Origin of the sequence: Lentzea sp. HUAS12, assembly GCF_024125735.1 — a bacterium.
Lineage (GTDB): Bacteria > Actinomycetota > Actinomycetes > Mycobacteriales > Pseudonocardiaceae > Lentzea > Lentzea albida.
In genome coordinates this window covers 1,657,967-1,684,074 of record NZ_CP099738.1, presented here as the reverse complement: position 1 = coordinate 1,684,074, position 26,108 = coordinate 1,657,967, and the positions used below count along the sequence as shown (strand labels likewise).

Here is a 26,108-nt window from a genome sequence, read left to right as displayed (position 1 = left end):
TTCGATCCGGTTGAGTTCGACAGACCGGACCCGCACCCCAACGGGCCTGCGGCCTGGAACATCCGGGTCGCGTCCGCTCGCACCGCCGCGCCAACGCCGGAAGGCGAGCCCGCAGCTGCGCATTCGCGATCACGATGGGCGCACCGACCACGACCCGAAGAGCACTTCTGAGCATTACGAAAACTATTCCACGCGAATCATAATACGACAAACAAGTCAGATCACGTGAAATGACCATGCCCTTTGCGGAAGTGGTCTGATCCACCCGATCGAGCCGTACACCCAGCTCGCCCGCAGACAATCGTGTCGTCACCGACCGGATCCGCCATCCATCAGGTGCCGATTACACGCCTGCCGTATGTTTGACTGGTCAACCATGATGGCGTCATCGCGGATCGGTTCTCGCCACGATCCCGCAGACAGGACTGCGCTGTGACACCTGAGGCCTCCTTACGAGACCACTCTCGTTCTGCCCGCACCGGAGCCGACTGGCGCCGACGTCTGGCTTTCCTCGTCGCGCATTCGCATCCACTGCGTGATTCGGCGAACCTGGTTCGGGACCTGGTCGAATGCGCACAGGCCGGCGCGGACGCGGCCACGGCGGCGCTCACGGTCCCCGCGGAGCGGGAGGGGTGGCTGTGCATCGCCGTCGCTGCGGGAGGACTGCGGGAATGGGAGGGCAGGTTGCTTCCCGTGGAGGGGTCGGTGTCCGCTCTGGCGATCGACGCCGGCCGCGCCGTCGTGATCGACGACGTGATCCTCGACGAGCGGTCGGAACAGGCCGCGAGGTCGTCCGCTGTCGGCCCCACCGTGGCCGGACCGGTCGTGGCGGACGGCGAGCTGCGCGGTGTCCTGATGATCGGGCGTCCGCCGGGCAGCCCGAAGTTCACGGACTCCGACCGCGAGATGGTCGACGCGGTGGCCGGTCACCTCGGGTGGGCGTTGCTCGGTCAGGCCTGTGCGGACGATGCGGACCCGTGGGGCGTCGCCGACGCTGTGCACGGACGGTTGGCGGGGCGGCTCTTCCAGCTGACCGCGGACCTCTGCTCCTTGCGTCCGCTGGTGCCCAGGGCCGCGAGGACGAGGATCGACAGGATCATCGCCGATTCGGACGCCCTCATCGCTCACGCCCGGCACGTCGCGTGCGAAACGTCCTCCACTCCGCACCGGTCGACGGCCGCTCACTCCCGTGTCCTCCACACGTTCCAGGCGGCGCTGTCCAATCACGACCTGGTGGGTACAGCGCGGTTCGTCCGGCTGGCCGGCTTCGACGCGACGGATCCGGCGGTCGACGTGATCGAACGGTGGATTCCGGTCGTCGTGGCCGTCGCGGCTCGCTGCGGCCTGGCACGGTCGGTTTCGCTGGACATCGGCCGGCAGGACGGCACAGTCGAGGCGGAGCTGCGTTACCGGGGCTGGCCGGCGGCCGGCTCCGATCACGCGGCGGTCCGGGAACTCGGAACGGAAGTGGAGGTCGAGACGCGGACCGGCGTCGCCGGCTCGCCGGGCGACCAGGTGGTGCTGCGCCTGACTCTGCCGCAGGTCACACCGCCGGAGCCGCACGCAGGCCCGTCTTCCGCGCGCCGCGCGACCGGACCGCTCGATTCGGACTCGCCTCGCGGAACCGCACCACGTCCTGAGAACGCGTGATCGGTGCAGCACGGGTTCCCAGGGATCACCCGCATGCTGCCGGCGTGAGCGGGCTTCGAGATCAGCGCGTCGTCGGCGCGAGGACCGTTCGCCGACATGGGCATCACCATCCCGGTCGAGATCGGCATCGGCGATCTCCCGCCGTTGCGGAGTGAGCTGCCCGAGCCGACCTCGCGTCAGATCACTCGGTTCATCGAGGGGGCGACGGAACTTGGCCGAGTCACGCATCGGGATCGAACTCGTCGAGCAGTCGGCGGGTGACCGGGTGTCCTGCCTGGACGGCACTGTCCGCGTCGGGCAGATGTTCGAACGGCCGGAGGGGCCGGGCGGCGAGGTACGTCCTGTGTCCCCGCGGATGTTCGGGCTCCTCCGGTACGACCAGGAGGTGGAGTTCTCCGACCCACCGCACACCGGACGGGCCCAGCCGACCGGAACGGGTGTCGGCGAGCTGGTCCAGGGCACGTTCCCGGTCGGCTGACGCGCAAGTGACGACACGCACGGGTGGGGCGCTTCGGCGTCCCACCCCATGTCGCGTGAGCAGGTTGCGTGAGGTGCTCGCCTCGCGCCGGCCGAGTCCCTGCTGACCGTGCAACCTCAGCCAGACCGGCACACAACACCGAACGGTCGTTCCAAGCGGCTTCCCACGGCGTCGTGCCAATGCCCGCATGAACACTCGGGCTCATTGTTGCCGCTGAACCCGGCCCAGGTGGCGCGCACCTCGTTCCCCTCGGCCGGGTTCATCTTGTGGGCCGTTGATCGATTCGACGTGAATTCGACGATCAGGCCGCAGGAATTCTGCGGAGCATTTGACGGCCCGCTAGCTTGGGAGCGCTCCCATAACCCTGTCCCAGGAGTCGTCATGCGAAAGACCTTTCGCGCGGCCGTCGCCGCAGGCCTGCTCGTCGCGAGCACCTTCGTCGCAACGGCGGGCCCCGCGCACGCCGACGTGACCATCTGCGACCAGTACGGGTCGACCACGATCCAAGGCCGGTACGTGGTCCAGAACAACCGGTGGGGCACGTCGGCCCAGCAGTGCGTCAACGTCACGTCGTCCGGTTTCCAGATCACCCGTCAGGACGGTTCGTCGCCGACCAACGGGGCGCCCGTGTCCTACCCGTCGGCGTTCCTCGGTTGCCACTACGGCAACTGCTCCCCCGGCTCCGTTCTGCCGATGCAGGTGAGCCGGATCCGCAGTGCCACGTCGGCGATCAACTACCGCTACGCCGGCGGCACCTACAACGCCTCTTACGACATCTGGCTCGACCCCACGCCGAAGACCAACGGGGTGAACCAGATGGAAATCATGATCTGGTTCAACCGCCAGGGCTCGATCCAGCCCATCGGCAGCGCGGTCGGCACGACCACCCTCGGCGGGCGCAGCTGGCAGGTGTGGCGCGGCAGCAACGGTTCCAACAACGTCATCTCCTACCTCGCGCAGTCGCCGATCAGCTCGTGGTCGTTCAACGTGCTCGACTTCGTCAACGACGTGCGCAACCGCGGCGCGATCACGAACTCCTGGTACCTGACGAGCATCCAGGCCGGGTTCGAGCCGTGGAACGGCGGTGTCGGCCTGGCGGTCGACAACTTCTCGGCGTCCGTCAGCGGCTGAGCAGACCCTCCTCCACTTGCCTGAGCGGAAAGTGCACGCTACTTTCTTCTCAGGCAAGTACTTTCCCAAGGAGGATGAGATGGCGCCCACAACACTGCGACCAGCACGAACTCCGACGCCGCTGGCCGTCGAGGGGCTGCCGGTGTGGTACTTCGTCCTGGCCGGTTCGCTCGTGGCGAGCTTCGACATCAGCCAGCAGTTCAGCCCTGCCCACCCGGCCGTCGCAGCGCTGCCCCTGGTGCTCGCCGTCGCGCACATCGCGCTCTGGTTCACGGTGCTTTCGCGCCGCCGCGAGTTCATCCGCTCGGTGTGGCGCTCGAAGCGGGCGCGGCTGCTGGCCGTGCTCCTGTTCGCCGTCCGGCTGGGCCTCCAGCTGGTCCTGACGAAGGCCCTGGACGAGAACGCGCCCCTGCACAGCTACGCGCACCTGGTGATGGGGCTGGTGCTCCTGGTCCTGGCCACGGCAGGCGCGTGGTTTGACCAGTGGCTGATCTTGCGCACCCTGAACCGGCACCAGGAGCAGACGGAGGAACGATGACCGAACCGACGCCGGAAGAGGCCGCGGCGGCACTGCACGCGGTTCGCCAGGGCAAGGACCAGGTGGCGAGGTCCGCGCTCGGGTCCCGCGGGTTGTGGATCGCCTGCGGTCTCGCCCTCTTCGCCTACTGCGTGGTGATCGACCTCGCGCCCGCCGTGGGCAGCTGGCTGCTCTGGCCGTTCCTGCTGGTCTGCCTCGGCCTGTCCTTCGCCCTGCGCACGCGGACCGGTGGCGCCCTTCTCGGCCGTCGCGTCGCCGTGTCGAACCGCAGCCTGCCGGTCGGCCTCCGGTGGCGGTTGCTGCGCCTGGTACCCGTCCTCTTGATCGGGATCGTCGGGGCGCTGCTGATCGCGTGGCTGCAGGTGCCGCACGCCGCCATCTACTATGGGGCGCTGGCCGGGCTCTACGTCGTGTTCCTCGGTCCGAAGTTCCAGCTGTGGTTGTTGCGCAGGCAGGACGAGGTGAGTGGTGGCCGAGCTTGACCAGCTCCTGCTGGACCCGACGAGACTGGCCATCGTCTCCCTGCTGACCGCGGCGGAGTGGGCCGAGTTCGGGTTCGTCCGGGACTCGGTGGGGCTCTCCGACTCCGCACTGTCCAAACAGGTCACCACGCTGTCGAAGAACGAGTACGTAGAGGTCCGCAAGGGGTACGTCAACAAGCGGCCGCGGACCTGGCTCAACCTGACCGGTCCCGGTCGCTCGGCCCTGAGCGCGCACATCGCGGCGCTGCAGGCCATCGCGGAGAAGGCGAAGGCGGACGGGGCGAGCCACTCCCGCGGCTGACGCCGAAGCCGAGTTCAGCCGATCGTGCCACCGGCCACCTGAACAGCGTGGCGAACCAGAACCGCGTGGAGGTGAAGAGCGTCAACTCCTTCACCGACAGGTACTCGCCGGCGCAGAGCATCAGCGGGAACTTCCTGACGACGCGGCAACCCGCCTGGAGCAACAACACGTTCGGCCACGACACGCTCAACGACCCGTTCCGCACCGGGCCGCTCCACCTGACGAACGCGTACGAGTTCCTGGACACGGCGGGCGAGTGGTACCTCAACCTGGGCGCCGGGATCCTGCACCACATCCCCCGCTCCAGGCAGAACATGAACAACGTCAGCGTCGAACTGCCCACCCCGCAGTCGCTCGTGGCCGTCGGCGGCACCTACGACGCGCCCGCGCACGACATCTCGTTCAGCGGCATCACCTTCACCGGTACGTCGCGGCTCGGCCCCAGCGGCAACCAGGGGTACCCGCTTCGTCAACCCGGGCAGACCGCGATCGGCATCGCCAACGCGCACACCAGCGGGGTCGGCCTCGGTGCGTCCGGCACCACGATCACCCGCTCGGAGATCGCGCAGAACTCGGAGGGCGGTGTGGTGGTCGGCGGCGTGCACGCCGACGCGCACCACTCGAGCGACCAGCGGATGGTCAACCGGGACATCACGGTCAGCTACAACCGCGTGCACGACCTCGGGATCGAGTACCGGGGCATCGTCTCCGTGCTCAACACCTACGGGCGGCAGCAATCACAATCCGGGCAGGGGTCTCCACCACTACCAGCCCCGCCACTCCACCCCCACCACGGCGTCCGGCAACAAGCTGCTGAACAACTACGTCCACGACGTGATGCAGCAGATGACCGACGGCGGGTGCACCTACACGTTGCGCTGGAACCCTAACGCGGAGATCAGCGGCAACCACTGCCTGCGCACCACCGCCAACCACGGCGGCGGCGAGAACACGGGCAACTGGACGCTCACCGGCGACTGGCCGAGCAACGGCAGCAGCAACATCTCCCACGGAGATCGCGGCAACGTGGTGAACGGCGACGTCGTCGTCTCCGCCGGCGCCCAGGCGGTGATGGCCGGCGCGGGACCTGGCGGCGGCACCGGGACGGACGCGAGAACGTCACCGTCGTCGGCACCCAGTCGGGCCGGCGCCTCGACGTCGCGACCACGACGAACAACAGCGCCGTGAGGCTGTGGGACTGCGATGGCGGAGCGAACCAGCGGTGGAACCACACGTCCGCCCGGCAGTTCACGATCGGCGGCAGGTGCCTCGACGCCAGTGGCGGTGGCACCGCCAACGGCACCGCGATGATCCTGTGAGACTGCCACGGCGGCCTGAACCAGCAGTGGAGGCTGCGCGGCTGACCGGCACGACCACACCGCGCTGCCGTCCGCCGCGACAGGCGAACGGCAGCGCGGCCGTACCCGCGGAAAGCTAAAAGTGTTAGCGCTCACTTTAGCAAGGGATCGATTTGTTCGAATCTTTTCGACGACATTCGACTGCGTTCGAACTGGTTCACCACTATTTCGACCCACTCCCGTGCGCCATCCAGACCAATTCTCCGAACAACTGGCACGCACCTTCTTGTGAGCGTGAACATCCAGCTGGAACACTCCTGACCGGCGCACTCGCAGTCGCATGCGGAAGGGGACGGCGATGACGCTTTTCCACCGAAGACGATTCCGCGCGCACCTCTGAAGCGCGAACTGGATCGCCCTGCCCATCACGCCCGCATTCCGGGCGCCTCCGGTGAAAGTGTGGAAGATGAAACTGACATCGAGGTCGGTCTCACTCGTCCCGATCGTGGCGACCGCAGCGGCGGCGGCTCTCGGCGCCGTGCTCGTCGTGTCCGCTCCCGCCAGCGCGGCGACCACCCTCGGCGCCGCCGCGGCGCAGTCCGGCCGCTACTTCGGCACGGCCGTCGCGGCGGGCAAGCTCAACGACCAGACGTACGTGAACATCCTCAACACCGAGTTCAACATGGTGACCGCCGAGAACGAGATGAAGTGGGACGCCACCGAGCCCAACCGCGGCCAGTTCACCTACTCCGGCGGGGACCGCGTCCTGAACCAGGCCGTGAGCAACGGCAAGCGGGTCCGCGGGCACGCTCTCCTGTGGCACCAGCAGGAACCGGGCTGGGCACAGCGCATGGAGGGGTCGGACCTGCGCCAGGCCATGATGAACCACGTCACCCAGGTCGCCACGCACTACAAGGGCAAGATCTACGCCTGGGACGTCGTCAACGAGGCCTTCGCCGACGGCGGCAGCGGCGGCCGGCGCGACTCCAACCTGCAGCGGACCGGCAACGACTGGATCGAGGCGGCGTTCCGCGCGGCCCGTGCGGCCGATCCGAACGCGAAGCTCTGCTACAACGACTACAACACCGACAGCATCAACCCGAAGTCCACCGGCATCTACAACATGGTGCGCGACTTCAAAGCGCGCGGCGTGCCGATCGACTGCGTCGGGTTCCAGTCCCACCTCTCCAACAACGCGCCGTCGGACTACCAGGCGAACCTCCAGCGCTTCGCCAACCTCGGCGTCGAGGTGCAGATCACCGAGCTCGACATCTCCGGCGGCAACCAGGCGAACGCCTACGGGGCCGTGACGAGGGCGTGCATGGCCGTGCGCGCCTGCACGGGCATCACCGTGTGGGGCATCCGCGACACCGACTCGTGGCGCACCGGTGAGAACCCGTTGCTGTTCACCGGTTCCGGCGCCAAGAAGGCCGCGTACACCTCCGTGCTCGACGCGCTGAACGCGGGAGGCCCCGGCCCCACGACGACCACCACGACGACGTCCAACGACCCCGGTCCCGGCGGCTGCACGGCGTCGGTCTCGCTGAACCAGTGGAACGGCGGGTTCGTCGCCACCATCAAGGTCACCGCCGGATCCGGCGCGCTGAGCGGCTGGCGGGTCACCACCACCCTGTCGAACGGGACGGTCACCTCCCACTGGAGCTCGAACCGCAGCGGTACCAGCGGAACCGTCACCTTCACCAACGTGGACTACAACGGCGCGGTGCCGGCCGGTCAGTCCACCGAGTTCGGCTTCCAGGGCACCGGCAGCGGGTCCGGGCTCAACCCCACCTGCACCGCCACCTGACACACCACCGGAGGACGGCTCGCGCGGCCCGGGCATCCGGGCCGCGGGGCCTCCCTGCCCTCGGGAGACGACGATGGCCACGAAACGAAGGTTCTGGGCGACCGCCGCCGCGGTGGTGGGACTGGTCCTGACCGTGATCGCCCCCGCGCGAGCGGACAACCCGATCGTGCAACACATCTACACCGCCGACCCCGCGCCGTTGGTCCACAACGGACGGGTCTACCTCTACACAGGACACGACGAGGACGGCTCGACCTGGTTCACCATGAAGGAGTGGCGGGTCTGGTCCTCCGCCGACATGGTCAACTGGACCGACCACGGCTCCCCCATGAACCTCGCCACCTTCAGCTGGGCCAAGCAGGACGCCTGGGCCGGGCAGGCGATCGAGCGCAACGGCAAGTTCTACTGGTACGTCCCCGTCGTCACCAAGTCGACCGGCCGTCCGGCCATCGGGGTCGGCGTGTCCGACAGCCCCACCGGCCCGTTCCGCGACGCGATCGGCAGGCCGCTCGTCGAGAACGGCGAGATCGACCCGACCGTCATGATCGACGACGACGGTCAGGCGTACCTGTACTGGGGCAACCCGAACCTGTCCTACGTCCGGCTGAACGCCGACATGATCTCCTACAGCGGCGGCGTCAACCGCATCCCGCTCACCACCGCGGGCTTCGGCACCCGCACCGGTGACCCGAACCGGCCCACCCTCTACGAGGAGGGTCCCTGGGTCTACAAGCGCAACGGCCTGTACTACAACGTCTTCGCGGCCAAGTGCTGCTCGGAGTTCATCGCCTACTCCACCGCGCCGAGCCCGACCGGACCGTGGACCTACCGCGGCACCGTGATGCCCACCCAGGGCAGCAGTTTCACCAACCACCCCGGCATCGTCGACTTCAAGGGTGGTTCGTACTTCTTCTACCACAACGGTGCTCTGCCCGGCGGTGGCGGCTTCACGCGCTCCGTCGCCGTGGAGAGGTTCAGCTACAACTCCGACGGCACCATCCCGACGATCTCCATGACCACGACCGGGCCACCCGCTGCGGACACGCTCAACCCGTACGTCCGCCAGGAAGCCGAGACCATCGCGTGGGGCAGCGGCATCGAGACCGAGCCGTCGAGCGAGGGCGGCATGAACGTCGGCTACATCGACAACGGCGACTACGTGAAGCTGAAGAACGTGGCCTTCGGCAACGGTGCCAGGACCTTCACCGCCCGCGTCGCGTCCACCGTCGCGGGAAGTTCCGTCGAGGTCCGCTCCGGCGGCCCGACCGGCGCTCTCGCCGGAACCTGCTCGGTGCCCAACACCGGCGGCTGGCAGAACTGGACCACCGTCTCCTGCTCGGTCAGCGGACTGACCGGCACCCGCGACCTCTACCTCAGGTTCGCGGGAGGCAACGGCTACCTGCTCAACGTGAACTGGTGGCAGTTCACCGCCTGATCCCCACGCCATCGGAGGAGCGACATGTCCGACCTGAACCGGCGTCAGCTCATGAAGCTGGGTGCGGGAGTGGTGCTGACACAGGCGGGGTGGACGGCCACCGGCACCTCCTCCGCGGCACCCGAGGAGGTGCGGGCGGCGAACGACCTCGCGCTCTGGTACGACCGCCCCGCCGGCAGCGACTGGCTGCGCGCGCTGCCGGTGGGCAACGGACGGCTCGGCGCGATGGTGTTCGGCAACACCGACACCGAACGCCTGCAGCTCAACGAGGACACGGTCTGGGCGGGAGGCCCGCACGACTACAGCAACCCGCGGGGTGCCGGATCACTGGCGCAGATCCGGCAGCTCGTGTTCTCGAACCAGTGGCCGCAGGCGCAGTCGCTGATCGACCAGACCATGCTGGGCAGCCCGGCCGGTCAGCTCGCCTACCAGCCCGTCGGCGACCTCAGGCTGGTGCTGCCGTCCGGCACCGCGTCCGGGTACCAGCGCGCGCTCGACCTCACGACGGCGACGACCTCGGTGAGCTACGTGGTGAACGGCGTGCGCCACCGGCGGGAGGTGTTCGCCAGCGCGCCGGACCAGGTGGTCGTCGCGCGCCTGACCGCCGAAACGCCGGGGGCCATCGCGTTCACCGCGTCGTTCGGCTCGCCCCAGCGCACGACGACGTCCAGCCCGGACGCCACCACGATCGCGCTGGACGGGATCTCCGGCACCCAGCGGGGAATCGCGGGCACCGTGCGGTTCCTCGCGCTCGCGAAGGCGGTGACCGAGGGCGGCAACATCAGCAGCTCGGCGGGGACGCTGCAGGTGAGCGGTGCGAACGCCGTGACGCTGCTGATCTCCATCGGCAGCAGCTACGTCGACTTCCGCACGGTCAACGGCGACTACCAGGGCATCGCCCGCAGCCGCCTGAACGCCGCGCAGGGCTTCTCGTTCGACACGCTGCGGGCCCGGCACGTCACCGACTACCAGGCGTTGTTCGGGCGCGTCACGATCGACCTGGGACGGACGGCGGCGGCCGACCAGCCGACCGACGTCCGGATCTCGCGGCACGCGAGCACCACCGACCCGCAGTTCGCCGCGCTGCTCTTCCAGTACGGCCGCTACCTGCTCATCTCGTCGTCCCGGCCCGGCACGCAACCGGCGAACCTGCAGGGCATCTGGAACGACCAGATGGCGCCGTCGTGGGACTCGAAGTACACGATCAACGCCAACCTGCCGATGAACTACTGGCCGGCCGACACCACCAACCTCGGCGAGTGCCTGCAACCCGTGTTCCGCATGATCACCGACCTGACGACCACTGGTGCCCGCACGGCCCAGGTGCAGTACGGCGCCCGCGGCTGGGTCACCCACCACAACACCGACGCCTGGCGCGGTTCCTCCGTCGTCGACTTCGCGGCGGCGGGCATGTGGCAGACGGGTGGGGCGTGGCTGTCCACGCTCATCTGGGACCACTACCGCTTCACCGGTGACGTCGAGTTCCTGCGCACGTACTACCCGGCGCTCAAGGGGTGCGCGCAGTTCTTCCTCGACACGCTCGTCACCGAGCCGAACCTCGGCCACCTCGTCACGAACCCGTCCAACTCACCGGAACTCAACCACCACGCCAACGCGTCGGTGTGCGCCGGGCCCACGATGGACATGCAGATCCTGCGCGACCTGTTCGACGGCTGCGCGAGCGCGTCCGAGGTGCTGGGCGTCGACACCGACTTCCGCGCGCAGGCGCGGTCGGCGCGGCAGCGGCTGGCGCCGACGAAGGTCGGGTCGCGCGGCAACGTGATGGAGTGGCTCCACGACTGGGTGGAGACCGAACCGAACCACCGGCACGTCTCGCACCTGTACGGCCTGCACCCGAGCAACCAGATCACCAAGCGCGGCACACCTCAGCTGCACACCGCCGCCCGTCGCACCCTCGAACTGCGCGGTGACGCGGGCACCGGGTGGTCGCTCGCCTGGAAGATCAACTACTGGGCGCGGCTCGAGGAGGGTTCCCGCGCGCACGACCTGCTGCGCTCGCTCGTGACCACGGACCGGTTGGCACCCAACATGTTCGACCTGCACCCACCGTTCCAGATCGACGGCAACTTCGGCGCGACCTCCGGCATCGCGGAGATGCTGCTGCACAGCCACAACGGCGAGTTGCACGTGCTCCCCGCCCTGCCCCCGGCCTGGCCCGCGGGCAGCGTCACGGGCCTGCGCGGGCGCGGCGGCCACACGGTCGGCGCGACGTGGGCGGCCGACGGCGCGATCGCGCTGTCCGTCACCCCGGACCGCAGCGGCACGGTCCGCGTCCGCAACCGGATCTTCACCGGCACGTTCGAGCTGCGCGACACGACCACCGGTGCCGTGGTGCAGGCGAGGAAACCCGAAGCCGATGTCGTGGAGTTCATCGTCCAGGCCGGACGCACCTACCGCGCGACCGGCCAGGGCACCGGGTTGGGCGTGCAACCGGGCGTGTACTACCGGCTCATCGCACGGCACAGCGGCAAGTACGCCGACATCAGCGGTGCTTCCGCGGCTACTGGTGCGGTGTTGCAGCAGTGGTCCCCGACCGGCGGGCTCAACCAACAGTTCGACTTCCTCGACTCCGGCGGCGGCTACTACCGCGTCCGGGCCCGGCACAGCGGCCTGGTGCTCCAGGTCGCGAGCACGGCCGCCGGCGCCGACGTCACCCAGCAGACGGACACGGGAGCGGCCTCTCAGCAGTGGCGCGTGGCCGACCAGGGCGGCGGGGTCGTCAGCCTGGTCAGCCGGCTGAGCGGCCTCGCTCTCGACGTGTGGGAGGCGTCGGCCGCCGACGGTGCCCGGATCTCCCAGTGGAACCCCAGCGGGGCCGAGAACCAGCGGTTCCAGCTCCAACCAGCCTGACGAACCGGAGGAACGACGATGTTCCAGCAGGTCAAGTGGTTCCGGCGCAGGATCGTGCCCGCGCTGGCGGCGGCGAGTGCCGTCGTCTTCCTGGGTGCGGCGGGCATCGCCGCCGGCGGCACGACACCGGACGGGCCGGCCGCGCTCGCGGGAACGGCCGGGTGCGGCAAGGCACCGGCCCTCACGAGCGGCCAGCACACCATCTCGAGCGGCGGGCAGAACCGCACCTACATCCTGCGCGTGCCGCCCGGGTACGACGCCAACCGCCAGTACCGGTTGTTCGTCGGCCTGCACTGGCGGGGCGGCACCGCGAACGACGTCGACTCCGGCGGCACCGACGGCTACAACTGGTCCTACTACGGCCTGCGCCGGCTGTCCGACCAGGCGAACAACGGCACGATCTTCGTGGCACCGCAGGGCAACGGCAACGGCTGGGCCAACCCGGGCGGCCAGGACCTGACGTTCATCGACGACCTGGTCCGGTTGCTGGACAACAGCCTGTGCGTCGACACGGCCCAGCGCTACGCCGGTGGCTTCAGCTACGGCGGCGGCATGTCCTACGCCATCGCCTGCGCCCGCGCCAAGGTGTTCCGCGCGGTCGTCGTCTACTCCGGTGCCGAGCTCAGCGGATGCTCCGGTGGCAGCGATCCCATCGCCTACCTGGGCATCCACGGCGTCAGCGACAACGTCCTGGGCATCGGCCTGGGCCGCGGGCTGCGCGACCGGTTCGTGCGCAACAACGGTTGCACGGCCCAGAACCCCCGCGAGCCGGGCGCGGGCAGCCGGACCCACGTCGTGACCGCCTACAGCGGCTGCCGCGCCGGGTACCCGGTGGTGTGGGCGGCGTTCGACGGCGGCCACACGCCGGGCCCGATCGACTCGGGTGGTGACGGCTGGCGCACCTGGACCTCCGGTGAGGCGTGGAAGTTCATCACCCAGTTCGACGGCGGTACCGGCCCGACGACGACAACGACCACTACCACCACGACCTCGACCCCGCCGGGTGGCGCGACGTGCCGCGTCGGCGACGTGATCAACGCCTGGAACAACGGCCTCACGTCGAACATCACCATCACGAACACCGGCTCCGCCCCGATCAGCGGCTGGTCGCTGGTCTTCACCCTGCCCGGCGGCCAGTCCATCACGTCCGGCTGGAGTGCCACCTACTCCCCCGCGTCGGGCCAGGTGACGGCCAGGAACGTCTCCTACAACGCCGACATCGCGCCGAACGCGTCCGTCACGGTCGGCTTCCAGGCGAACCACACCGGTGACGCCTCCGCTCCCGCCTCGTTCGCCCTCAACGGAACCACGTGCACAGCCTCCTGACCACGGAAGAGAAACCCATGCGACGCAACACCATCCAACGACGGGCGTGGTCGCTGATCGCGGCGGCCGCGCTGGTCCTCTCCGGCACCGGTGCCGCGCAGGCCGATCCGGCCGTGCTCGCGGGCACCGCCGGCTGCGGCAAGGCCCCCACGCTGCGCAACGGCGACCAGACCATCCAGAGCGGCGGCAAGAACCGCTCGTTCATCCTGAGCATCCCGGACGACTACGACAACACGCGCCAGTACCGGCTGGTCTTCGGGTTTCACTGGCTGGGCGGCACGGCCGGCCAGGTGGCGGGCGGTGGCAGCGACGGCGACGTCTACGCCCACTACGGCCTGCGCCGGCTGGCGAACAACTCGACGATCTTCGTCGCGCCGCAGGGCCTGAACAACGGCTGGGGCAACTCCGGCGGCGAGGACGTCCGGTTCGTCGACGACATGCTCAGCCGCATCGAGAACGACCTCTGCGTCGACACCACGCAGCGCTTCTCGCTCGGCTTCAGCTACGGCGGCGCGATGAGCATCTCGCTCGCCTGCTCCCGGCCGACGGTGTTCCGCGCCATCGCCGCGATCGCCTCGCCGGGTGAGATCAGCGGGTGCGCCGGCGGCACCGCGCCCGTGGCGTTCATGGGCATCCACGGCATCAACGACAACATCGGGTCGGGCCGCGGTCAGCGCGACCGCTGGGTCCGCAACAACGGCTGCACCGCGCAGAACGCCCCGGAGCCCGCGCGGGGCAGCAACACGCACATCACCACCGCCTACTCGGGTTGCCGCAGCGGTTACCCCGTGGTGTGGGCGCCGTTCGACGGCGGACACCAGCAGGGACCGGTGGACGGGTGCGCGGGATGCGTGAGCGGCGCCCGCAGCTGGGTCAAGACCGAGGTGTGGAAGTTCTTCACCGGTGACACGACCCCAGGTCCCACGTCGTTCCGGTTGCGCGGCGAGGCCTCCGGCCGCTGCCTCGACGTGTCCGGGGCGGGCACGGCCAACGGCACCCAGCTGATCACCTGGGACTGCCACGCGAACGCCAACCAGCAGTTCACCCGGAACGGTCAGGCGCTCCAGGTCGTCGGCAAGTGCCTCGACGAGCCCACCGGCGCCGGTTCCGGGGCCAGGGTGCAGATCTGGGACTGCCACGGCGGCACCAACCAGAGCTGGACCGTCGGCGGCGGCACCGTCACCAGCGTCCAGACAGGACTGTGCCTCACCTCCGGCGGCACGGGCAACGGCGCGGCCGTCACCGTGGCCACCTGCCGGGGCAGCTCCGACCAGCGCTGGACCCAGGCCTGACGTCGCCCGCTCCCCCGCCGACCGGCGCACACCGGGAGACGACGTGTCCCACGCAGCGCAACACGCGACTTCGTGCCGCAACACCAACAAGTGCCGCAACACCAACAACTCGACGTCCCTGGCCGCCGAGGACCGGCCGAGCAGAACCAGCCAGCCCCCCAGCCGGACAAAGACGAGATGAGGCAGTCGCAGTGCCACGCCCACGATCAAGCATGCAGGACTACAGGACCTGATCACCGCGGCTCAGCGTGTGCCTGCGGATTTCCGGCACCCCACAGGATCCTGATCTGCACATGCCCGATCCCTGCCACCTGGGGTGAGGTCGAGTCGCCAGAATGGTCCGTGATCAGCTCGCCGGGGTGAGCACGTGCGGGGCTCGCGGCCGGGGAATCGTCGGCACGTTCTCGTCGTGCTCATCCTCGTGCAACGGCGCGGACGCCGCCCGCAAGGTCGAGACCAGCAGGACCGCGCCGAGCGCACATCCGCCGAGCACCAACGCGTCGTGCCCGGACCGCGCGGTGAACGTCAGGTCCCCGAGCCGGCCGAGCACGAACCCGGAGTGCAGGCACCAGCACACCACCACGGTGGCCAGGGCGGCCCATGCCCTGCTCGTCACCGCGACCAGGTCGACCACGGCGACCAACGCGACGACCGAGAGCACCGGCTCGCTCCGGACACCGACCGCTACCAGCAGCAACACCACGACGGCGGCGAGCGCCGACCCTGAGAAGAACGCGAAGCCCCCTGGAACCGTTGTGCGCATGCCTCCAGTCCACTCGTCGAATCCGTGGATCTCGAGGGCACTTGCGCCGTTGCAACGCGGTACTTGCGCAACCTTTGCCTCAGGGCTGGAAGCGGTAGCCCATACCGGGTTCGGTGATCAGGTGCTTCGGCCGCGACGGGTCCTGCTCCAGCTTGCGGCGGAGCTACGCCATGTACACCCGCAGGTACTGGGACTCGTTGAGGTGCTTCGGTCCCCAGACCTCCTGCAGGAGCTGTTTCTGCGTCACCAGCCGGTCGGGGTTGCGGGCGAGGATCTCCAGGATCCCCCACTCGGTGGGAGTCAGGTGCACCTCGTCGTCGCCGCGGTGCACGCGTTTGACCGTGAAGTCGACGGTGAAGGTCGACGTCCGCACGAGCGGTTCGTCCGGCACGTGCACGGCGGTGGCCTTCCGCCGCACCGCGGCACGCAGCCTGGCCAGCAACTCGTCCATGCCGAACGGCTTCGTGACGTAGTCGTCGGCACCCGCGTCGAGCGCCTCGACCTTCGCCGTCGAGTCGGTGCGTGCGGACAGCACGATGATCGGCACGGTGGACCAGCCGCGCAGGCCTGTGATGACGTCGACCCCGTCGAGGTCGGGTAGTCCCAGGTCGAGCACGACCACATCGGGTTTGGTCTCCACCGCGATGCTCAGCGCGGTCCGGCCGTCGTAGGCGGTCATGACGTCGTAGCCGTGTGCGCTGAGGTTGATTCTCAGCGCACGGACGATCTGCGGTTCGTCGTCGACCACCAGCACGGAAGTCATTCGTGGTTCTCCTTGTGCACCTGCAGCGAGATCACGACCGTGAGTCCACCGCCGGGGGTGTCCTCCGCGGTGATCTCGCCGCCCATGGCCTCGGTGAAGCCCTTCGCCACGCTCAGGCCCAGGCCGACGCCGGGGGTGGCGTCGCGGTCGCCGAGCCGCTGGAACGGCGTGAAGACCCCGGCGAGGGCCTTCTTGTGCAGTCCGGGGCCGTGGTCGACGACCCTCAGCTCGACGAACGAGCCGTGGGTGCTCGCCCTGACGGCGATCTCCGGCTCGTCGTCGGCGACCCGCCCGTCGCCGTCGACGTCGACCTCACGGCGCGGTGACATCCGGCCGTGGCGCAGCGCGTTGTCGATGACGTTGGCCACCACCCGTTCCAGCAGGCCGATGTCCGCCTCCACGAGAGGAAGGTCCTCGTCGACGTCGACCGTGACCGCTCGCCGTTCGTCCACGGCCGACAGTGCCCTGGCGACGACCTCGTAGTAGCCGACCGGCCGCATGATCGGCGCGACCGATCCGGTGGCGAGGCGGGAGGAGTCGAGCAGGTTGTCCACCAGGCCGTTGAGGCGGTCGGCGGACTCCTCCACGGTCTCCATCAGCTCTGCCGTGTCCTCTTCGGACAGTCGCAGGTCGCGGTCGCGCAGGCTGCCGATCGCGGCCTTGATCGACGTGAGCGGAGTCCGCAGGTCGTGGCCGACGCCCGACAGCAACGCGGTGCGCAGCTCGGTCGTCTCCACCTTGCGCTGGGCGTCCCTCGTCTCATCGGCCATGCGCTGTTGCCGCAGAGCCATCAACGCCTGCCCCGCGGCCGCCTCCAGCACTCGTTGGTCGCTCGCGGGCAACGTGCGGCCCTTGAGCGCGAGGTGGATGTCGCTGGTGACGGCGACGTCGGCATCGGCCTCGTCGGGGTCGTTGCACGGGCGCGCCCCCACGCAGGCGACGCGTTCCCACTCGGTCGAGCGTTTCTCCAGCAGTGCCACCGACTCCAGGCCGAAGTTCTCCCGGATCTTCTCCAGCAACCGCGCGAGCGGGTACGGGTTCGTGAGCACGGTGCGGGAGTACGAGGCGAGCAGCGCGGCCTCGGTCCGGGCGCGGGCGCCCTGCTCCCCCAGCCGTGCCGCCCGGTCGACGACCAGCGCGACGATCGTCGCCACGATCACCATGGCCACCAGCGTGATCACGTTCTCCGGCGAGTTCACCGCGAGGCTGTAGTAGGGCTCGGTGAAGAAGTAGTTGAGCAGGCCCGCGCCGAGGAACGCGCTGACCAGCGCCGGTCCCAGGCCACCGATCAGCGCGACCACGCAGGTGGCGAGCAGGAACCCGACCAGGTCGGTGGAGTAGGTGATGTCGTCCCGCCAGAACAGGCCGAGCACGGTGGTGGCGGCAGGGAGCAGGACCGATGCCAGCCAGCCGGTGAGCTGCCGGGATGCGCTGAGGGCGTTGCGGCCGATCTTCCAGCGCAGGCCGCGGTGGGATTCGTCGTGCGTGACCATGTGCACGTCGATGGCGCCGGACTCCTGCACGACCGATGCACCGATGCCCTCGTCGAACGCCCGCGCGAGCCGCGACCGGCGCGAGGTGCCGAGCACGAGCTGGGTCGCGTTGACGCCACGCGCGAACTCCAGCAGTGCGGTCGGCACGTCGTCGCCGACGACCTGGTGGAACGTCGCGCCGAGGTCCTCGGCGATCCTGCGGCACTTCGCGATCAGCTCGGGCGTCGCGCCGGTGAGGCCGTCGCCGCGCATCACGTGCACGACCAGCAGTTCGGCACCGGCGCGCAACGCGATCCTCCTGGCGCGCCGGATGAGCGTCTCGCTCTCCGGCCCGCCGGTGACCGACACGACGACGCGCTCGCGGGTCTCCCAGGTGTCGGTGATCCGCTGTTCGGTGCGGTAGCGCTGAAGGGCGACGTCGACCTGGTCGGCGACCCACAGCAGCGCCAGCTCCCGCAGCGCGGTGAGGTTGCCGACGCGGAAGTAGTTGCCCAGAGCGGCGTCGATCTTGTGTGCCGCGTAGACGTTGCCGTGCGCGAGTCTGCGCCGCAGCGCCTCCGGGGTGATGTCGACCAGTTCGAGCTGGTCGGCCCGGCGCACCACCTCGTCCGGCACGGTTTCCCGTTGCTGGACGCCGGTGATGCGCTGGACGACGTCGTTGAGCGACTCGAGGTGCTGGACGTTCACGGTGGACAGGACGTCGATGCCCGCGTCGAGCAGCTCCTCGACGTCCTGCCACCGCTTCTCGTTGCGCGAACCGGGAACGTTGGTGTGCGCCAACTCGTCCACGACCGCCACTTCGGGCGCGCGGGCGAGCAGTGCGTCGACGTCCATCTCGGAGAAGTCGACGCCCCGGTGGTGGAACTCACGGCGTGGCAACACCTCCAGGCCGTCCACCAGGTTGCCGGTCTTCTCCCGGCCGTGCGTCTCGACGAGACCGACGACCACGTCGGTGCCGCGCTCCCGGCGCCGGTGGGCCTCGCCGAGCATGGCGAAGGTCTTGCCGACACCGGGAGCCGCGCCGAGGTAGATCCTCAGCTCGCCGCGACGAGACTCAGGCCGCGTCGATGGCACGGTTGAGCGCCGTGACGTTGACGGTCGTGGTGAACGTGCCCCCGGTCGCGGCCGCCACCAGTTCCCGCACCTTCTCCACCGGCAGGCCGCTGGCCTTCGCCACGCGCGGGATCTGGATCTCGGCGTAGGCCGGGCTGATGTCCGGGTCGAGACCGGAGGCCGACGCCGTGACGGCGTCCTGGGGAACCTGGTCCTCGGACACGCCTTCGCGTCGAGCGATCGCCGTGCGCCGCTCGTCGACGACCTTGGTGTAGTCCTCGTTGATCTCGCTCTTGTTGGAGCCGCCGGACGCGGGCAGCGTGGCGGCGGACGGGCGCGGCACGAAGTACTGGTCCCCCTCCCGCACAACGGCCACCAGGGTGGTGCCGGACGCCTCGGCGTTGGCGTGCAGGCCGGGGATGCGCGACACGCCCCACACCGCGGCCGGGTAGGCCACACCGAGGATCACGGTCAGCGCCAGCAGGATGCGAACGCCCGCCCAGGCCTGTTTGAAGAAGTTGTCCATTGGTTCAGCCGATCCCGGGGATGAGTCGCACGAGCAGGTCGATCAGCCAGATCCCGGCGAAAGGCGTGACGACGCCGCCCAGGCCGTAGATCAGCAGGTTGCGCCGCAGCAGCGCGGACGCGCTGGACGGCCGGTACTTCACGCCCTTGAGCGCCAGCGGGATCAGCGCCACGATGACCAGCGCGTTGAAGATCACCGCCGACAGGATCGCCGACTGCGGCGTCGCGAGGTGCATGATGTTGAGCTTGTCCAGCGCCGGGTAGATGGCGGCGAACATGGCGGGCAGGATCGCGAAGTACTTGGCCAGGTCGTTCGCCACGGAGAACGTCGTGAGCGCTCCGCGGGTGATCAGCAGCTGCTTGCCGATCTCCACGATCTCGATGAGCTTCGTCGGGTCCGAGTCGAGGTCGACCATGTTGCCGGCCTCCTTCGCGGCCGACGTACCGGTGTTCATCGCGACGCCGACGTCGGACTGCGCGAGCGCCGGTGCGTCGTTCGTGCCGTCCCCGGTCATCGCGACCAGGCGGCCGCCCTCCTGCTCCTTGCGGATCAGGGCCATCTTGTCCTCGGGCTTGGCCTCGGCCAGGAAGTCGTCCACCCCGGCCTCGGCCGCGATGGCGCGGGCGGTCAGCGGGTTGTCGCCCGTGACCATGACCGTGCGGATGCCCATCGCGCGCAGCTCGTCGAACCGCGCCTTCATCCCCGGCTTCACGACGTCGCTCAACCTGATGACGCCGAGCACCTCGTCGTTCTCCGCGACCACCAGCGGCGTGCCACCGTCGGAGCTGATCCCGTCGACGACCTGGCGCACCGCGTCGGAGGTGCCGAACCCGCTGGCGGCGCCCTTGCGGATGCGGCGGTCGCCGAGGTCGATGCCGGACATGCGGGTCTGCGCGGTGAACGGCACGAACTCGCCGGCCCTCTCCGCGTCGGTCGGCTCGGCCGACAGACCGTACTTCCGCACGCACAGCTCGACGATGCTGCGGCCTTCGGGTGTGCCGTCGGCGAGGCTCGACAGCCGCACCACCTCCGCGAGCCTGTGCTCGTCGACGCCGGCGGCCGCGATGAACTCGGTCGCGCGCCGGTTGCCCCAGGTGATCGTTCCGGTCTTGTCGAGCAGCAACGTGTCGATGTCACCCGCCGCCTCGACCGCCTTGCCCGAGGTGGCGAGGACGTTGCGCTGCACCAGGCGGTCCATGCCCGCGATGCCGATCGCGGACAGCAGCGCGCCGATCGTCGTCGGGATCAGGCAGACCAGCAACGCGGTCAGCACGACCACCGACTGCTCGCCGCCGGAGTAGATCGCGAACGGCTGCAGCGCCACGACGGCCAGCAGGAAGATGATCGTCAGCGTCGACAGCAGGATCGTCAGCGCGATCTCGTTCGGCGTCTTCTGCCTCTCGGCACCCTCGACCAGCGCGATCATCCGGTCCACGAACGTCTCGCCCGGCTTGGCCGTGATCTTGACGACGATCCGGTCGGACAGCACGGTCGTGCCACCGGTGACGGCGGACCGGTCACCGCCGGACTCGCGGATCACCGGCGCGGACTCGCCGGTGATGGCCGACTCGTCCACGGTCGCGATGCCCTCGACGACGTCACCGTCGCCCGGGACGACTTCGCCGGCCTCCACGACGACCAGGTCGCCGAGCCGGAGCTCGGTGCCGGGCACGCGTTCCTCGGAACCGTCCTCGGTCAACCGCCGGGCGACGGCGTCCTTCTTCGTCTTGCGCAGCGACTCGGCCTGCGCCTTGCCGCGTCCTTCCGCGACGGCCTCGGCGAGGTTCGCGAACAGCACGGTGAACCACAGCCACACCGTGACCGCGATGGTGAACACGCTGGGGTCGAGGAACGCGAAGACGGTGACCAGCAGCGAGCCGGCCCAGACGACGAACATCACCGGGTTGCGCAGCTGGTGGCGCGGGTCGAACTTGCGCAGCGCGTCCGGCAGCGACTTGAGCAGCTGCTTGGGGTCGAAGACGCCGGCGCCGACCTGGTGGCCCAGGTTCTCGGCGTGCCGGTCGCGGATCTCTTCTGGAGTCCGCTGAAGTGTGCTGGTCACAGCAGTGCCTCCGCGATGGGACCAAGAGCGAGAGCGGGAACGAACGTGAGTGCGGCGACCAGCACGATCGCGCCGGTCAGCAGCGTCGCGAACAGCGGTCCGGTGGTGGGCAGCGTGCCCGCCGTCACCGGCACCTTCTTCTGCGCCGCAAGGGAACCGGCGAGCGCGAGGACCGCGATGATCGGGACGAACCGGCCGAACAGCATGCACAGGCCGAGCGAGGACTGGAACCAGTCGCTGGTCACCGTGATGCCGGCGAACGCGCTGCCGTTGTTGTTCGACGCCGACGCGTAGGCGTAGAGGATCTCCGACAGCCCGTGCTCACCGGAGTTGTTGAGCGCTCCCTGCGTTCCCGGCAGGATCGCGGCGATGCCCGCGCCGATCAGCAGCACCGTGGGCATCGCGAGGATCGACACCGCGGCGGCCGTGACCTCCCGGCGCCCCAGCTTCTTCCCGAGGTACTCGGGCGTGCGGCCGACCATCAGGCCCGCCAGGAACATCGCGATGATCGCCATCACCAGGATGCTGTACAGGCCGGTGCCGACACCGCCCGGCGTCATCTCGCCGAACAACATGTTCAGCATCGCACCGCCGCCGCCGAGACCGGTGAAGCTGTCGTGCAGCGAGTTCACCGCTCCGGTGGACGTGCCGGTCGTGGAGTTGGCGAACAACGCGCTCGACGCGATGCCGAAGCGGAACTCCTTGCCTTCCAACGGCCTGAGCCCGTTCGCCTCGGCGGTCCAGATGACCGTGAGCATGGCGCTCCAGATCAAGCCCATGACGCCCAGCAGCACGTAGCCCTGCTTCTTGTTGCCGACGAGCTGTCCGAACGTGCGGGTGAGCGCGACCGGGACGACCAGGAGCAGGAAGATCTCGATGAGGTTCGACCACTCGTTCGGGTTCTCGAACGGGTGCGCGGAGTTCGCGTTGAGGACACCACCGCCGTTGGTGCCGAGTTCCTTGATCGCCTCCTGGGAGGCAACGGGTGCGTTCGCGACGGTCTGACCGTCGACGTCCACACCGGACTTCAGCGACATCGTGACGCCCAACGCGATCAGCACGAGCGCGAACACGAACGCCAATGGCAGCAGGATCCGCAGCGTGCCGCGGACGAGGTCGACCCAGAAGTTGCCGAGCCGGTCCGTCTGGTGCCGCACGAAACCGCGGACGAGCGCCACCGCCACGGCCAGCCCGACGGCGGCCGACACGAAGTTCTGCACCGTCAAGCCGATCATCTGGACCGTGTGGCCCATCACGGCTTCCGGTACGTACGACTGCCAGTTCGTGTTCGTGACGAAGCTGATGGCCGTGTTGAACGACATGCCTTCCGGCACGTTGCCGCGGTCGAAGTCGAACGGCAGCAAGGACTGGATCCGTTGGAGGACGTACAGGAGCACGATGCTCACGAACGAGAAGCCGAGCACACCAAAGGCGTAGGTGCTCCACTTCTGCTCGGTGGCGGGGTCGATCCGGGCGAACCGGTAGATCGCGAGTTCCGCCTTGGAGTGCTTCTCGCTGCGGAACACCCGCGCCATGTAGTCGCCGAGCGGCCTGTACGCGACCGCGAGAGCCGCCAGCAGGATGCCGACCTGGACGAGGCCGGCCACGACAGGGGACATCAGAACTTCTCCGGCCTGATCAGTGCGATGAACAAGTAGACGATCAACCCGAGCGCGATCACGCCCGCGATGACGTTCGCGACGACACCGGTGCCGTTCACAGCTTCTCCAGTCCACGCACGGTGAGCCCCAGCACGAGGAAACTCACGATCAGCAGCAACGCATAGGCCAGGTCGGCCATGACGCCGCTCCCTTCAGCAACAGTCGATCGGTCCTGACGGCAGGAAGCGTGCATCACGAAAACGCCAGTTCAGAGGGACCTGACAGCACCTTGACACCGGAGGTGGGTTCCTTGATGCGATCTTTACGCGGAGCGATCCAGGTCTCACCCGATCGATGCGACCGACGTCACCGAATGTGATCCAGCTGGTCGTCGAGGTGTCGTTCGGATCGCTTGTCGTCAGCCGATCCGGGATGTGCCGCCGTCCCGTGCTCACCGCTGTGATGGCGACCATTACGCCGTCCGAACGGCCGCACGGCGCGCGCCGATCACGGGCCGCGATCCGTTGGGTCTGATGGCCCTGTGCCCCGGCACCACCACGACCTACCCTGGTCGTCAGGTGTGCCGGGAAGCCTGGTCGGCGTGACGTGACGTCGCGCGAAGGGACCCGGCCATGGCGTTCAGAAGAGCTCTCGTCCTCGGCACCGGCATCGCCGGCCTCACCACCGCCTACCGGCTCCTGCGCAGCGACTGGGACGTGACGCTGACCGGTCCAGTCCCCTCCCACCGCCACGCGGCCTACTCCGGTCCCGGTCTCGACGCCGCCCGGCGCCTGGGGCTGCTGCCCCGCACCGGCTCCGCCCGCGCCGACCTCGTGCCCGTGCTGCGCGCAGCCCTCGGCGACCTGAGGACCGCGGCGGACATCAGGTCGCGCGTGCCCGACGACTGCGGTGTCACGGTGACCTTCGCCGACGGCACCCAGGACTGGTTCGACCTGGTCGTCGACACCGACTGGAGCCCCGACGACCCCTCACTCGCGGTCGCCGGGGCCGAACTGCTCGGCGACGCGTTCGACATCCACACCGACACCACCGAGGCATGGCGGTGGTGGTACCGGACGATGCGGTCGTACGCGCGCCGGCGCACGGACCGGATGGTCACCCGCCGACGTGGATACCGGGCCGTCGTTGCGGATCCGGTTCGCTTGCCCGGATGATCTCCCGCACGACCGGGGCGGTGTCACCCCGCCCCAGCAGCAGGTAGCGGAAGAGGTGCCCCAGCGGATTGCCCTCGCTCCACGCGAAGTGGCAGTGGGGCCGCACCCCGGTGCAGTCGCGCAGTGCGAGCAGGATCGCGGCGATGGCGTTGGGCGCCGCGGGGCTCTCGGCCCGCAGCACCCGGTGCCCGTCGACCTGCACTCCGCGCACCTGCAGCACGTCGCTGAACCCGGACGGGTCGACCACGTCGATCTCGAGGAACAGCACGTCCGCAGTGCCCGGCACGGGATTCGCGTCGCGTTGCTCGGCCTCCTTCTCGGCGTACTCGGCCGCGTCACCCGCCTGGCGCCGGTTCGCGATGAGGGTGATCGCGCCGTCGTGAGCGAGCGAGTCGGTGACGAACCGGCGGGCCGCCTCGTCGAGCTCGATGTGCTCCACCCGCAGCTCGGTCGTGCGGCTGACCCGGGAGACCAGGGAGATCGCGATGATGCCCACGATGAAGAAGATCGAGATCGTCAGGCCGTCCGGCTTCTCGATCACGTTCTCGACCAGCGCGTACAGCAGGATCAGCGTCAGCACCGTGAACGCCACCGCGGCGGGGCGCTGCCGGCGCCGGGCCGCGGAGATGGCCACGGCGATCGACGCCGACACCATCATGGCCAGGATGCCCGTCGCGTAGGCGCCGGCCTGGGCGTTGACGTCGGCGTTGAAGGCGATCGTCACGAGGACGCAGATCGCGGTGTAGACGAGCACGACCGGCCGCACGGCCCGCGACCACTCGGGGGCCATGCCGTAGGACGGCAGGTAGCGCGGCACGATGTTGATCAGTCCGGCCATCGCCGAGGCGCCCGCGAACCACAGGATCAGGATGCTGCTGACGTCGTAGGCCGTCCCGACCCCCTCGCCCAGCAACTCGTGCGCCAGGTAGGCCAGCGCCCGGCCGTTGGCCTCGCCGCCGGGCTGGAACTTCTCCGCCGGGATCAGCACGGTCGTGACGAAGCTGGTCGCGACCAGGTACACCGACATGATCAACGCTGCGGCCGTGAGCAGCTTGCGGGTGTTGCGCACGCGGTCCCGCAGGCGCTCCTCGGCGGTCTTCCCGTTCGACGCGACCAGGGGCATCATGCTGACGCCGGTCTCGAAGCCGGACAGACCGAGCACCAGCAACGGGAAGGCCAGGATCGCGGGTCCCACCACGCCGGTCAGCCCGCCGCCACCCGACGTCAGGGCGTCGATCCAGCGGTCGAGCACCGCCGGTTCGGCCAGGACCCGCGCCACACCCGCGACGACGATCACGGCGTTCAGCAGCAAGAAGACCGCCACCAGCGGAATCGCCACGCCGACGGCCTCGCTGAACCCGAGCAGGAACACCCCGCCGAGCACGACGAGCAGGACGACGGTCACCGCGACCTCGTGACCGTGCAGGAAGTCGGGTGCGAGCGGGTTCTCCAGCAGGTGCACCGTCGCATCCGCCGAGGACAGCGTGATCGTGATGATCCACGACGTCGCCACGAACCCCAGCAGCACCAGCACGAACAGCTTGCCTCGCCAGAAGGGCAGCAGGTGCTCGAGCATCGCGACCGAGCCCTGCCCGTGCGGACTCTCGCGGGCCACCCTGCGGTACATGGGCAGCATCCCCAGCAGGGTGAGCGCCACGATCAGCAACGTCGCGAGCGGCGAGACGGCACCGGCGGCCAGCGCGGCGATGGCGGGCAGGTAGGACAGCGTGGAGAAGTAGTCGACGCCGGTCAGGCACATGACCTTCCACCACGACTGCGGCGCGGCGTGCGCCTCCCCGCTCTCCGGCCCGACCACCGGCTGAACCCGGTGCTTCAGCAGCCATCTGCCGAGCCGGGAGTCCGGAGCCTCCGCCCGGACCGGGCTGTCGAGCCGTTCGGGTACCGCTAACCGCGACGTGTCGGCGAGGTCCGCCGAGTCGTCTGACGAGGTGCTGATCACGACGATCAAGTGAACTGACCGTGAAGTCCGGCCGATGTAAAGGCAGCGGCCCCCAGGCGTAAGAATCGCGTAAAGATCAACAACTCGAACTGGACATTGACTA

The 26,108-nt window shown here is 69.1% G+C and carries 22 protein-coding genes and 1 pseudogene; 14 read left to right on the top strand and 9 right to left on the bottom strand.

Annotated features, from left to right (window positions below; all coding sequences use genetic code 11):
• Positions 1–432: 432 nt before the first annotated feature.
• The 13 genes from ND450_RS07435 (at position 433) to ND450_RS07375 (ending at position 14,609) form a co-directional block, all read left to right on the top strand.
• A complete protein-coding gene (locus ND450_RS07435) occupies positions 433–1,650 on the top strand; it encodes a GAF domain-containing protein (protein ID WP_256557460.1) in 1,218 nt (405 codons plus the stop codon).
• Between the two features lie 211 nt (positions 1,651–1,861).
• Entirely contained in the window at positions 1,862–2,128 is a 267-nt protein-coding gene (locus ND450_RS07430; RefSeq protein WP_253325413.1) for a hypothetical protein, read from the top strand.
• Positions 2,129–2,509: 381 nt separating this feature from the next.
• A complete protein-coding gene (locus tag ND450_RS07425; RefSeq protein WP_253325412.1) occupies positions 2,510–3,259 on the top strand; it encodes a glycoside hydrolase in 750 nt (249 codons plus the stop codon).
• 79 nt (positions 3,260–3,338) lie between these two features.
• Positions 3,339–3,797 (top strand): hypothetical protein, encoded by a 459-nt coding sequence (locus ND450_RS07420; RefSeq protein WP_253325411.1) that lies wholly within the window; start codon positions 3,339–3,341, stop codon positions 3,795–3,797.
• Positions 3,794–4,279 carry a hypothetical protein gene (locus ND450_RS07415; RefSeq protein WP_253325410.1) on the top strand — a complete coding sequence of 162 codons (486 nt, stop codon included), beginning with the start codon at positions 3,794–3,796 and terminating at the stop codon, positions 4,277–4,279. The genes ND450_RS07420 and ND450_RS07415 overlap by 4 nt, the downstream gene beginning before the upstream one ends.
• Positions 4,266–4,580: a transcriptional regulator gene (locus tag ND450_RS07410; RefSeq protein WP_245786633.1), complete on the top strand. Its 315-nt coding sequence runs from the start codon at positions 4,266–4,268 to the stop codon at positions 4,578–4,580. Before ND450_RS07415 ends, ND450_RS07410 begins: the two co-directional genes overlap by 14 nt.
• A gap of 47 nt (positions 4,581–4,627) precedes the next feature.
• On the top strand, positions 4,628–5,470 hold the full coding sequence (locus ND450_RS07405) for a hypothetical protein (RefSeq protein ID WP_253325409.1): 843 nt from the start codon (positions 4,628–4,630) through the stop codon (positions 5,468–5,470).
• 21 nt (positions 5,471–5,491) lie between these two features.
• Entirely contained in the window at positions 5,492–5,899 is a 408-nt protein-coding gene (locus ND450_RS07400) for an RICIN domain-containing protein (RefSeq protein WP_371927756.1), read from the top strand.
• A 445-nt stretch (positions 5,900–6,344) separates the two neighbouring features.
• Positions 6,345–7,685: an endo-1,4-beta-xylanase gene (locus tag ND450_RS07395; RefSeq protein ID WP_253325408.1), complete on the top strand. Its 1,341-nt coding sequence runs from the start codon at positions 6,345–6,347 to the stop codon at positions 7,683–7,685.
• A gap of 73 nt (positions 7,686–7,758) precedes the next feature.
• Positions 7,759–9,120, top strand: coding sequence for a glycoside hydrolase family 43 protein (locus ND450_RS07390; protein WP_253325407.1), 1,362 nt, complete (start codon positions 7,759–7,761; stop codon positions 9,118–9,120).
• A gap of 24 nt (positions 9,121–9,144) precedes the next feature.
• Positions 9,145–11,991, top strand: a complete 2,847-nt coding sequence (locus ND450_RS07385) for a glycoside hydrolase N-terminal domain-containing protein (protein WP_253325406.1) — start codon at positions 9,145–9,147, stop codon at positions 11,989–11,991.
• Between the two features lie 18 nt (positions 11,992–12,009).
• The gene (locus ND450_RS07380; RefSeq protein WP_253325405.1) at positions 12,010–13,317 is read left to right on the top strand and encodes a cellulose binding domain-containing protein; all 1,308 of its coding nucleotides are present in this window, start codon (positions 12,010–12,012) and stop codon (positions 13,315–13,317) included.
• Positions 13,318–13,334: 17 nt separating this feature from the next.
• The gene (locus ND450_RS07375) at positions 13,335–14,609 is read left to right on the top strand and encodes a ricin-type beta-trefoil lectin domain protein (protein ID WP_253325404.1); all 1,275 of its coding nucleotides are present in this window, start codon (positions 13,335–13,337) and stop codon (positions 14,607–14,609) included.
• A gap of 346 nt (positions 14,610–14,955) precedes the next feature.
• Here ND450_RS07375 and ND450_RS07370 read toward each other — a convergent pair whose 3' ends face one another.
• The 8 genes and pseudogenes from ND450_RS07370 to ND450_RS07335 all read right to left on the bottom strand — a co-directional run bounded on the left by ND450_RS07370 (position 14,956) and on the right by ND450_RS07335 (position 23,123).
• Positions 14,956–15,372 carry a hypothetical protein gene (locus ND450_RS07370; RefSeq protein ID WP_253325403.1) on the bottom strand — a complete coding sequence of 139 codons (417 nt, stop codon included), beginning with the start codon at positions 15,370–15,372 and terminating at the stop codon, positions 14,956–14,958.
• A 79-nt stretch (positions 15,373–15,451) separates the two neighbouring features.
• A pseudogene (locus ND450_RS07365) lies at positions 15,452–16,135 on the bottom strand (response regulator).
• A complete protein-coding gene (locus tag ND450_RS07360; protein WP_253325402.1) occupies positions 16,132–18,702 on the bottom strand; it encodes a sensor histidine kinase KdpD in 2,571 nt (856 codons plus the stop codon). The pseudogene ND450_RS07365 and the gene ND450_RS07360 overlap by 4 nt, the downstream one beginning before the upstream one ends.
• The gene (locus tag ND450_RS07355; RefSeq protein ID WP_253325401.1) at positions 18,683–19,207 is read right to left on the bottom strand and encodes a potassium-transporting ATPase subunit C; all 525 of its coding nucleotides are present in this window, start codon (positions 19,205–19,207) and stop codon (positions 18,683–18,685) included. Before ND450_RS07355 ends, ND450_RS07360 begins: the two co-directional genes overlap by 20 nt.
• Positions 19,208–19,211: 4 nt before the next feature.
• Positions 19,212–21,269, bottom strand: a complete 2,058-nt coding sequence (kdpB, locus tag ND450_RS07350) for a potassium-transporting ATPase subunit KdpB (protein WP_305885210.1) — start codon at positions 21,267–21,269, stop codon at positions 19,212–19,214.
• Positions 21,266–22,888: a potassium-transporting ATPase subunit KdpA gene (gene kdpA / locus ND450_RS07345; RefSeq protein WP_253325400.1), complete on the bottom strand. Its 1,623-nt coding sequence runs from the start codon at positions 22,886–22,888 to the stop codon at positions 21,266–21,268. Before kdpA ends, kdpB begins: the two co-directional genes overlap by 4 nt.
• Positions 22,888–22,989 (bottom strand): K(+)-transporting ATPase subunit F, encoded by a 102-nt coding sequence (kdpF, locus tag ND450_RS07340; RefSeq protein WP_253325399.1) that lies wholly within the window; start codon positions 22,987–22,989, stop codon positions 22,888–22,890. Before kdpF ends, kdpA begins: the two co-directional genes overlap by 1 nt.
• Positions 22,986–23,123 carry a hypothetical protein gene (locus tag ND450_RS07335; protein ID WP_253325398.1) on the bottom strand — a complete coding sequence of 46 codons (138 nt, stop codon included), beginning with the start codon at positions 23,121–23,123 and terminating at the stop codon, positions 22,986–22,988. Before ND450_RS07335 ends, kdpF begins: the two co-directional genes overlap by 4 nt.
• Positions 23,124–23,502: 379 nt before the next feature.
• Between ND450_RS07335 and ND450_RS07330 the strand changes: the two genes are divergently transcribed.
• Positions 23,503–24,045, top strand: coding sequence for a hypothetical protein (locus ND450_RS07330; RefSeq protein ID WP_253325397.1), 543 nt, complete (start codon positions 23,503–23,505; stop codon positions 24,043–24,045).
• Here the strand turns inward: ND450_RS07330 and ND450_RS07325 are convergent.
• Positions 23,987–25,804, bottom strand: coding sequence for an amino acid transporter (locus ND450_RS07325; RefSeq protein ID WP_253327874.1), 1,818 nt, complete (start codon positions 25,802–25,804; stop codon positions 23,987–23,989). The two genes, ND450_RS07330 and ND450_RS07325, sit on opposite strands and share 59 nt — an antisense overlap.
• Positions 25,805–26,108 lie beyond the last annotated feature (304 nt).

What these genes read in the sequence shown, in the direction of transcription:
- ND450_RS07335 (WP_253325398.1), bottom strand. Translation starts at nt 23,123, where the DNA reads ATGCACGCTTCCTGCCGTCAGGACCGATCGACTGTTGCTGAAGGGAGC.
- ND450_RS07395 (WP_253325408.1), top strand. Translation starts at nt 6,345, where the DNA reads ATGAAACTGACATCGAGGTCGGTCTCACTCGTCCCGATCGTGGCGACC.
- ND450_RS07415 (WP_253325410.1), top strand. Translation starts at nt 3,794, where the DNA reads ATGACCGAACCGACGCCGGAAGAGGCCGCGGCGGCACTGCACGCGGTT.
- ND450_RS07380 (WP_253325405.1), top strand. Translation starts at nt 12,010, where the DNA reads ATGTTCCAGCAGGTCAAGTGGTTCCGGCGCAGGATCGTGCCCGCGCTG.
- ND450_RS07370 (WP_253325403.1), bottom strand. Translation starts at nt 15,372, where the DNA reads ATGCGCACAACGGTTCCAGGGGGCTTCGCGTTCTTCTCAGGGTCGGCG.
- ND450_RS07330 (WP_253325397.1), top strand. Translation starts at nt 23,503, where the DNA reads ATGGCGTTCAGAAGAGCTCTCGTCCTCGGCACCGGCATCGCCGGCCTC.
- ND450_RS07375 (WP_253325404.1), top strand. Translation starts at nt 13,335, where the DNA reads ATGCGACGCAACACCATCCAACGACGGGCGTGGTCGCTGATCGCGGCG.
- ND450_RS07420 (WP_253325411.1), top strand. Translation starts at nt 3,339, where the DNA reads ATGGCGCCCACAACACTGCGACCAGCACGAACTCCGACGCCGCTGGCC.
- ND450_RS07390 (WP_253325407.1), top strand. Translation starts at nt 7,759, where the DNA reads ATGGCCACGAAACGAAGGTTCTGGGCGACCGCCGCCGCGGTGGTGGGA.
- ND450_RS07355 (WP_253325401.1), bottom strand. Translation starts at nt 19,207, where the DNA reads ATGGACAACTTCTTCAAACAGGCCTGGGCGGGCGTTCGCATCCTGCTG.
- ND450_RS07425 (WP_253325412.1), top strand. Translation starts at nt 2,510, where the DNA reads ATGCGAAAGACCTTTCGCGCGGCCGTCGCCGCAGGCCTGCTCGTCGCG.
- ND450_RS07325 (WP_253327874.1), bottom strand. Translation starts at nt 25,804, where the DNA reads ATGTGCCTGACCGGCGTCGACTACTTCTCCACGCTGTCCTACCTGCCC.
- kdpA (WP_253325400.1), bottom strand. Translation starts at nt 22,888, where the DNA reads ATGTCCCCTGTCGTGGCCGGCCTCGTCCAGGTCGGCATCCTGCTGGCG.
- ND450_RS07385 (WP_253325406.1), top strand. Translation starts at nt 9,145, where the DNA reads ATGTCCGACCTGAACCGGCGTCAGCTCATGAAGCTGGGTGCGGGAGTG.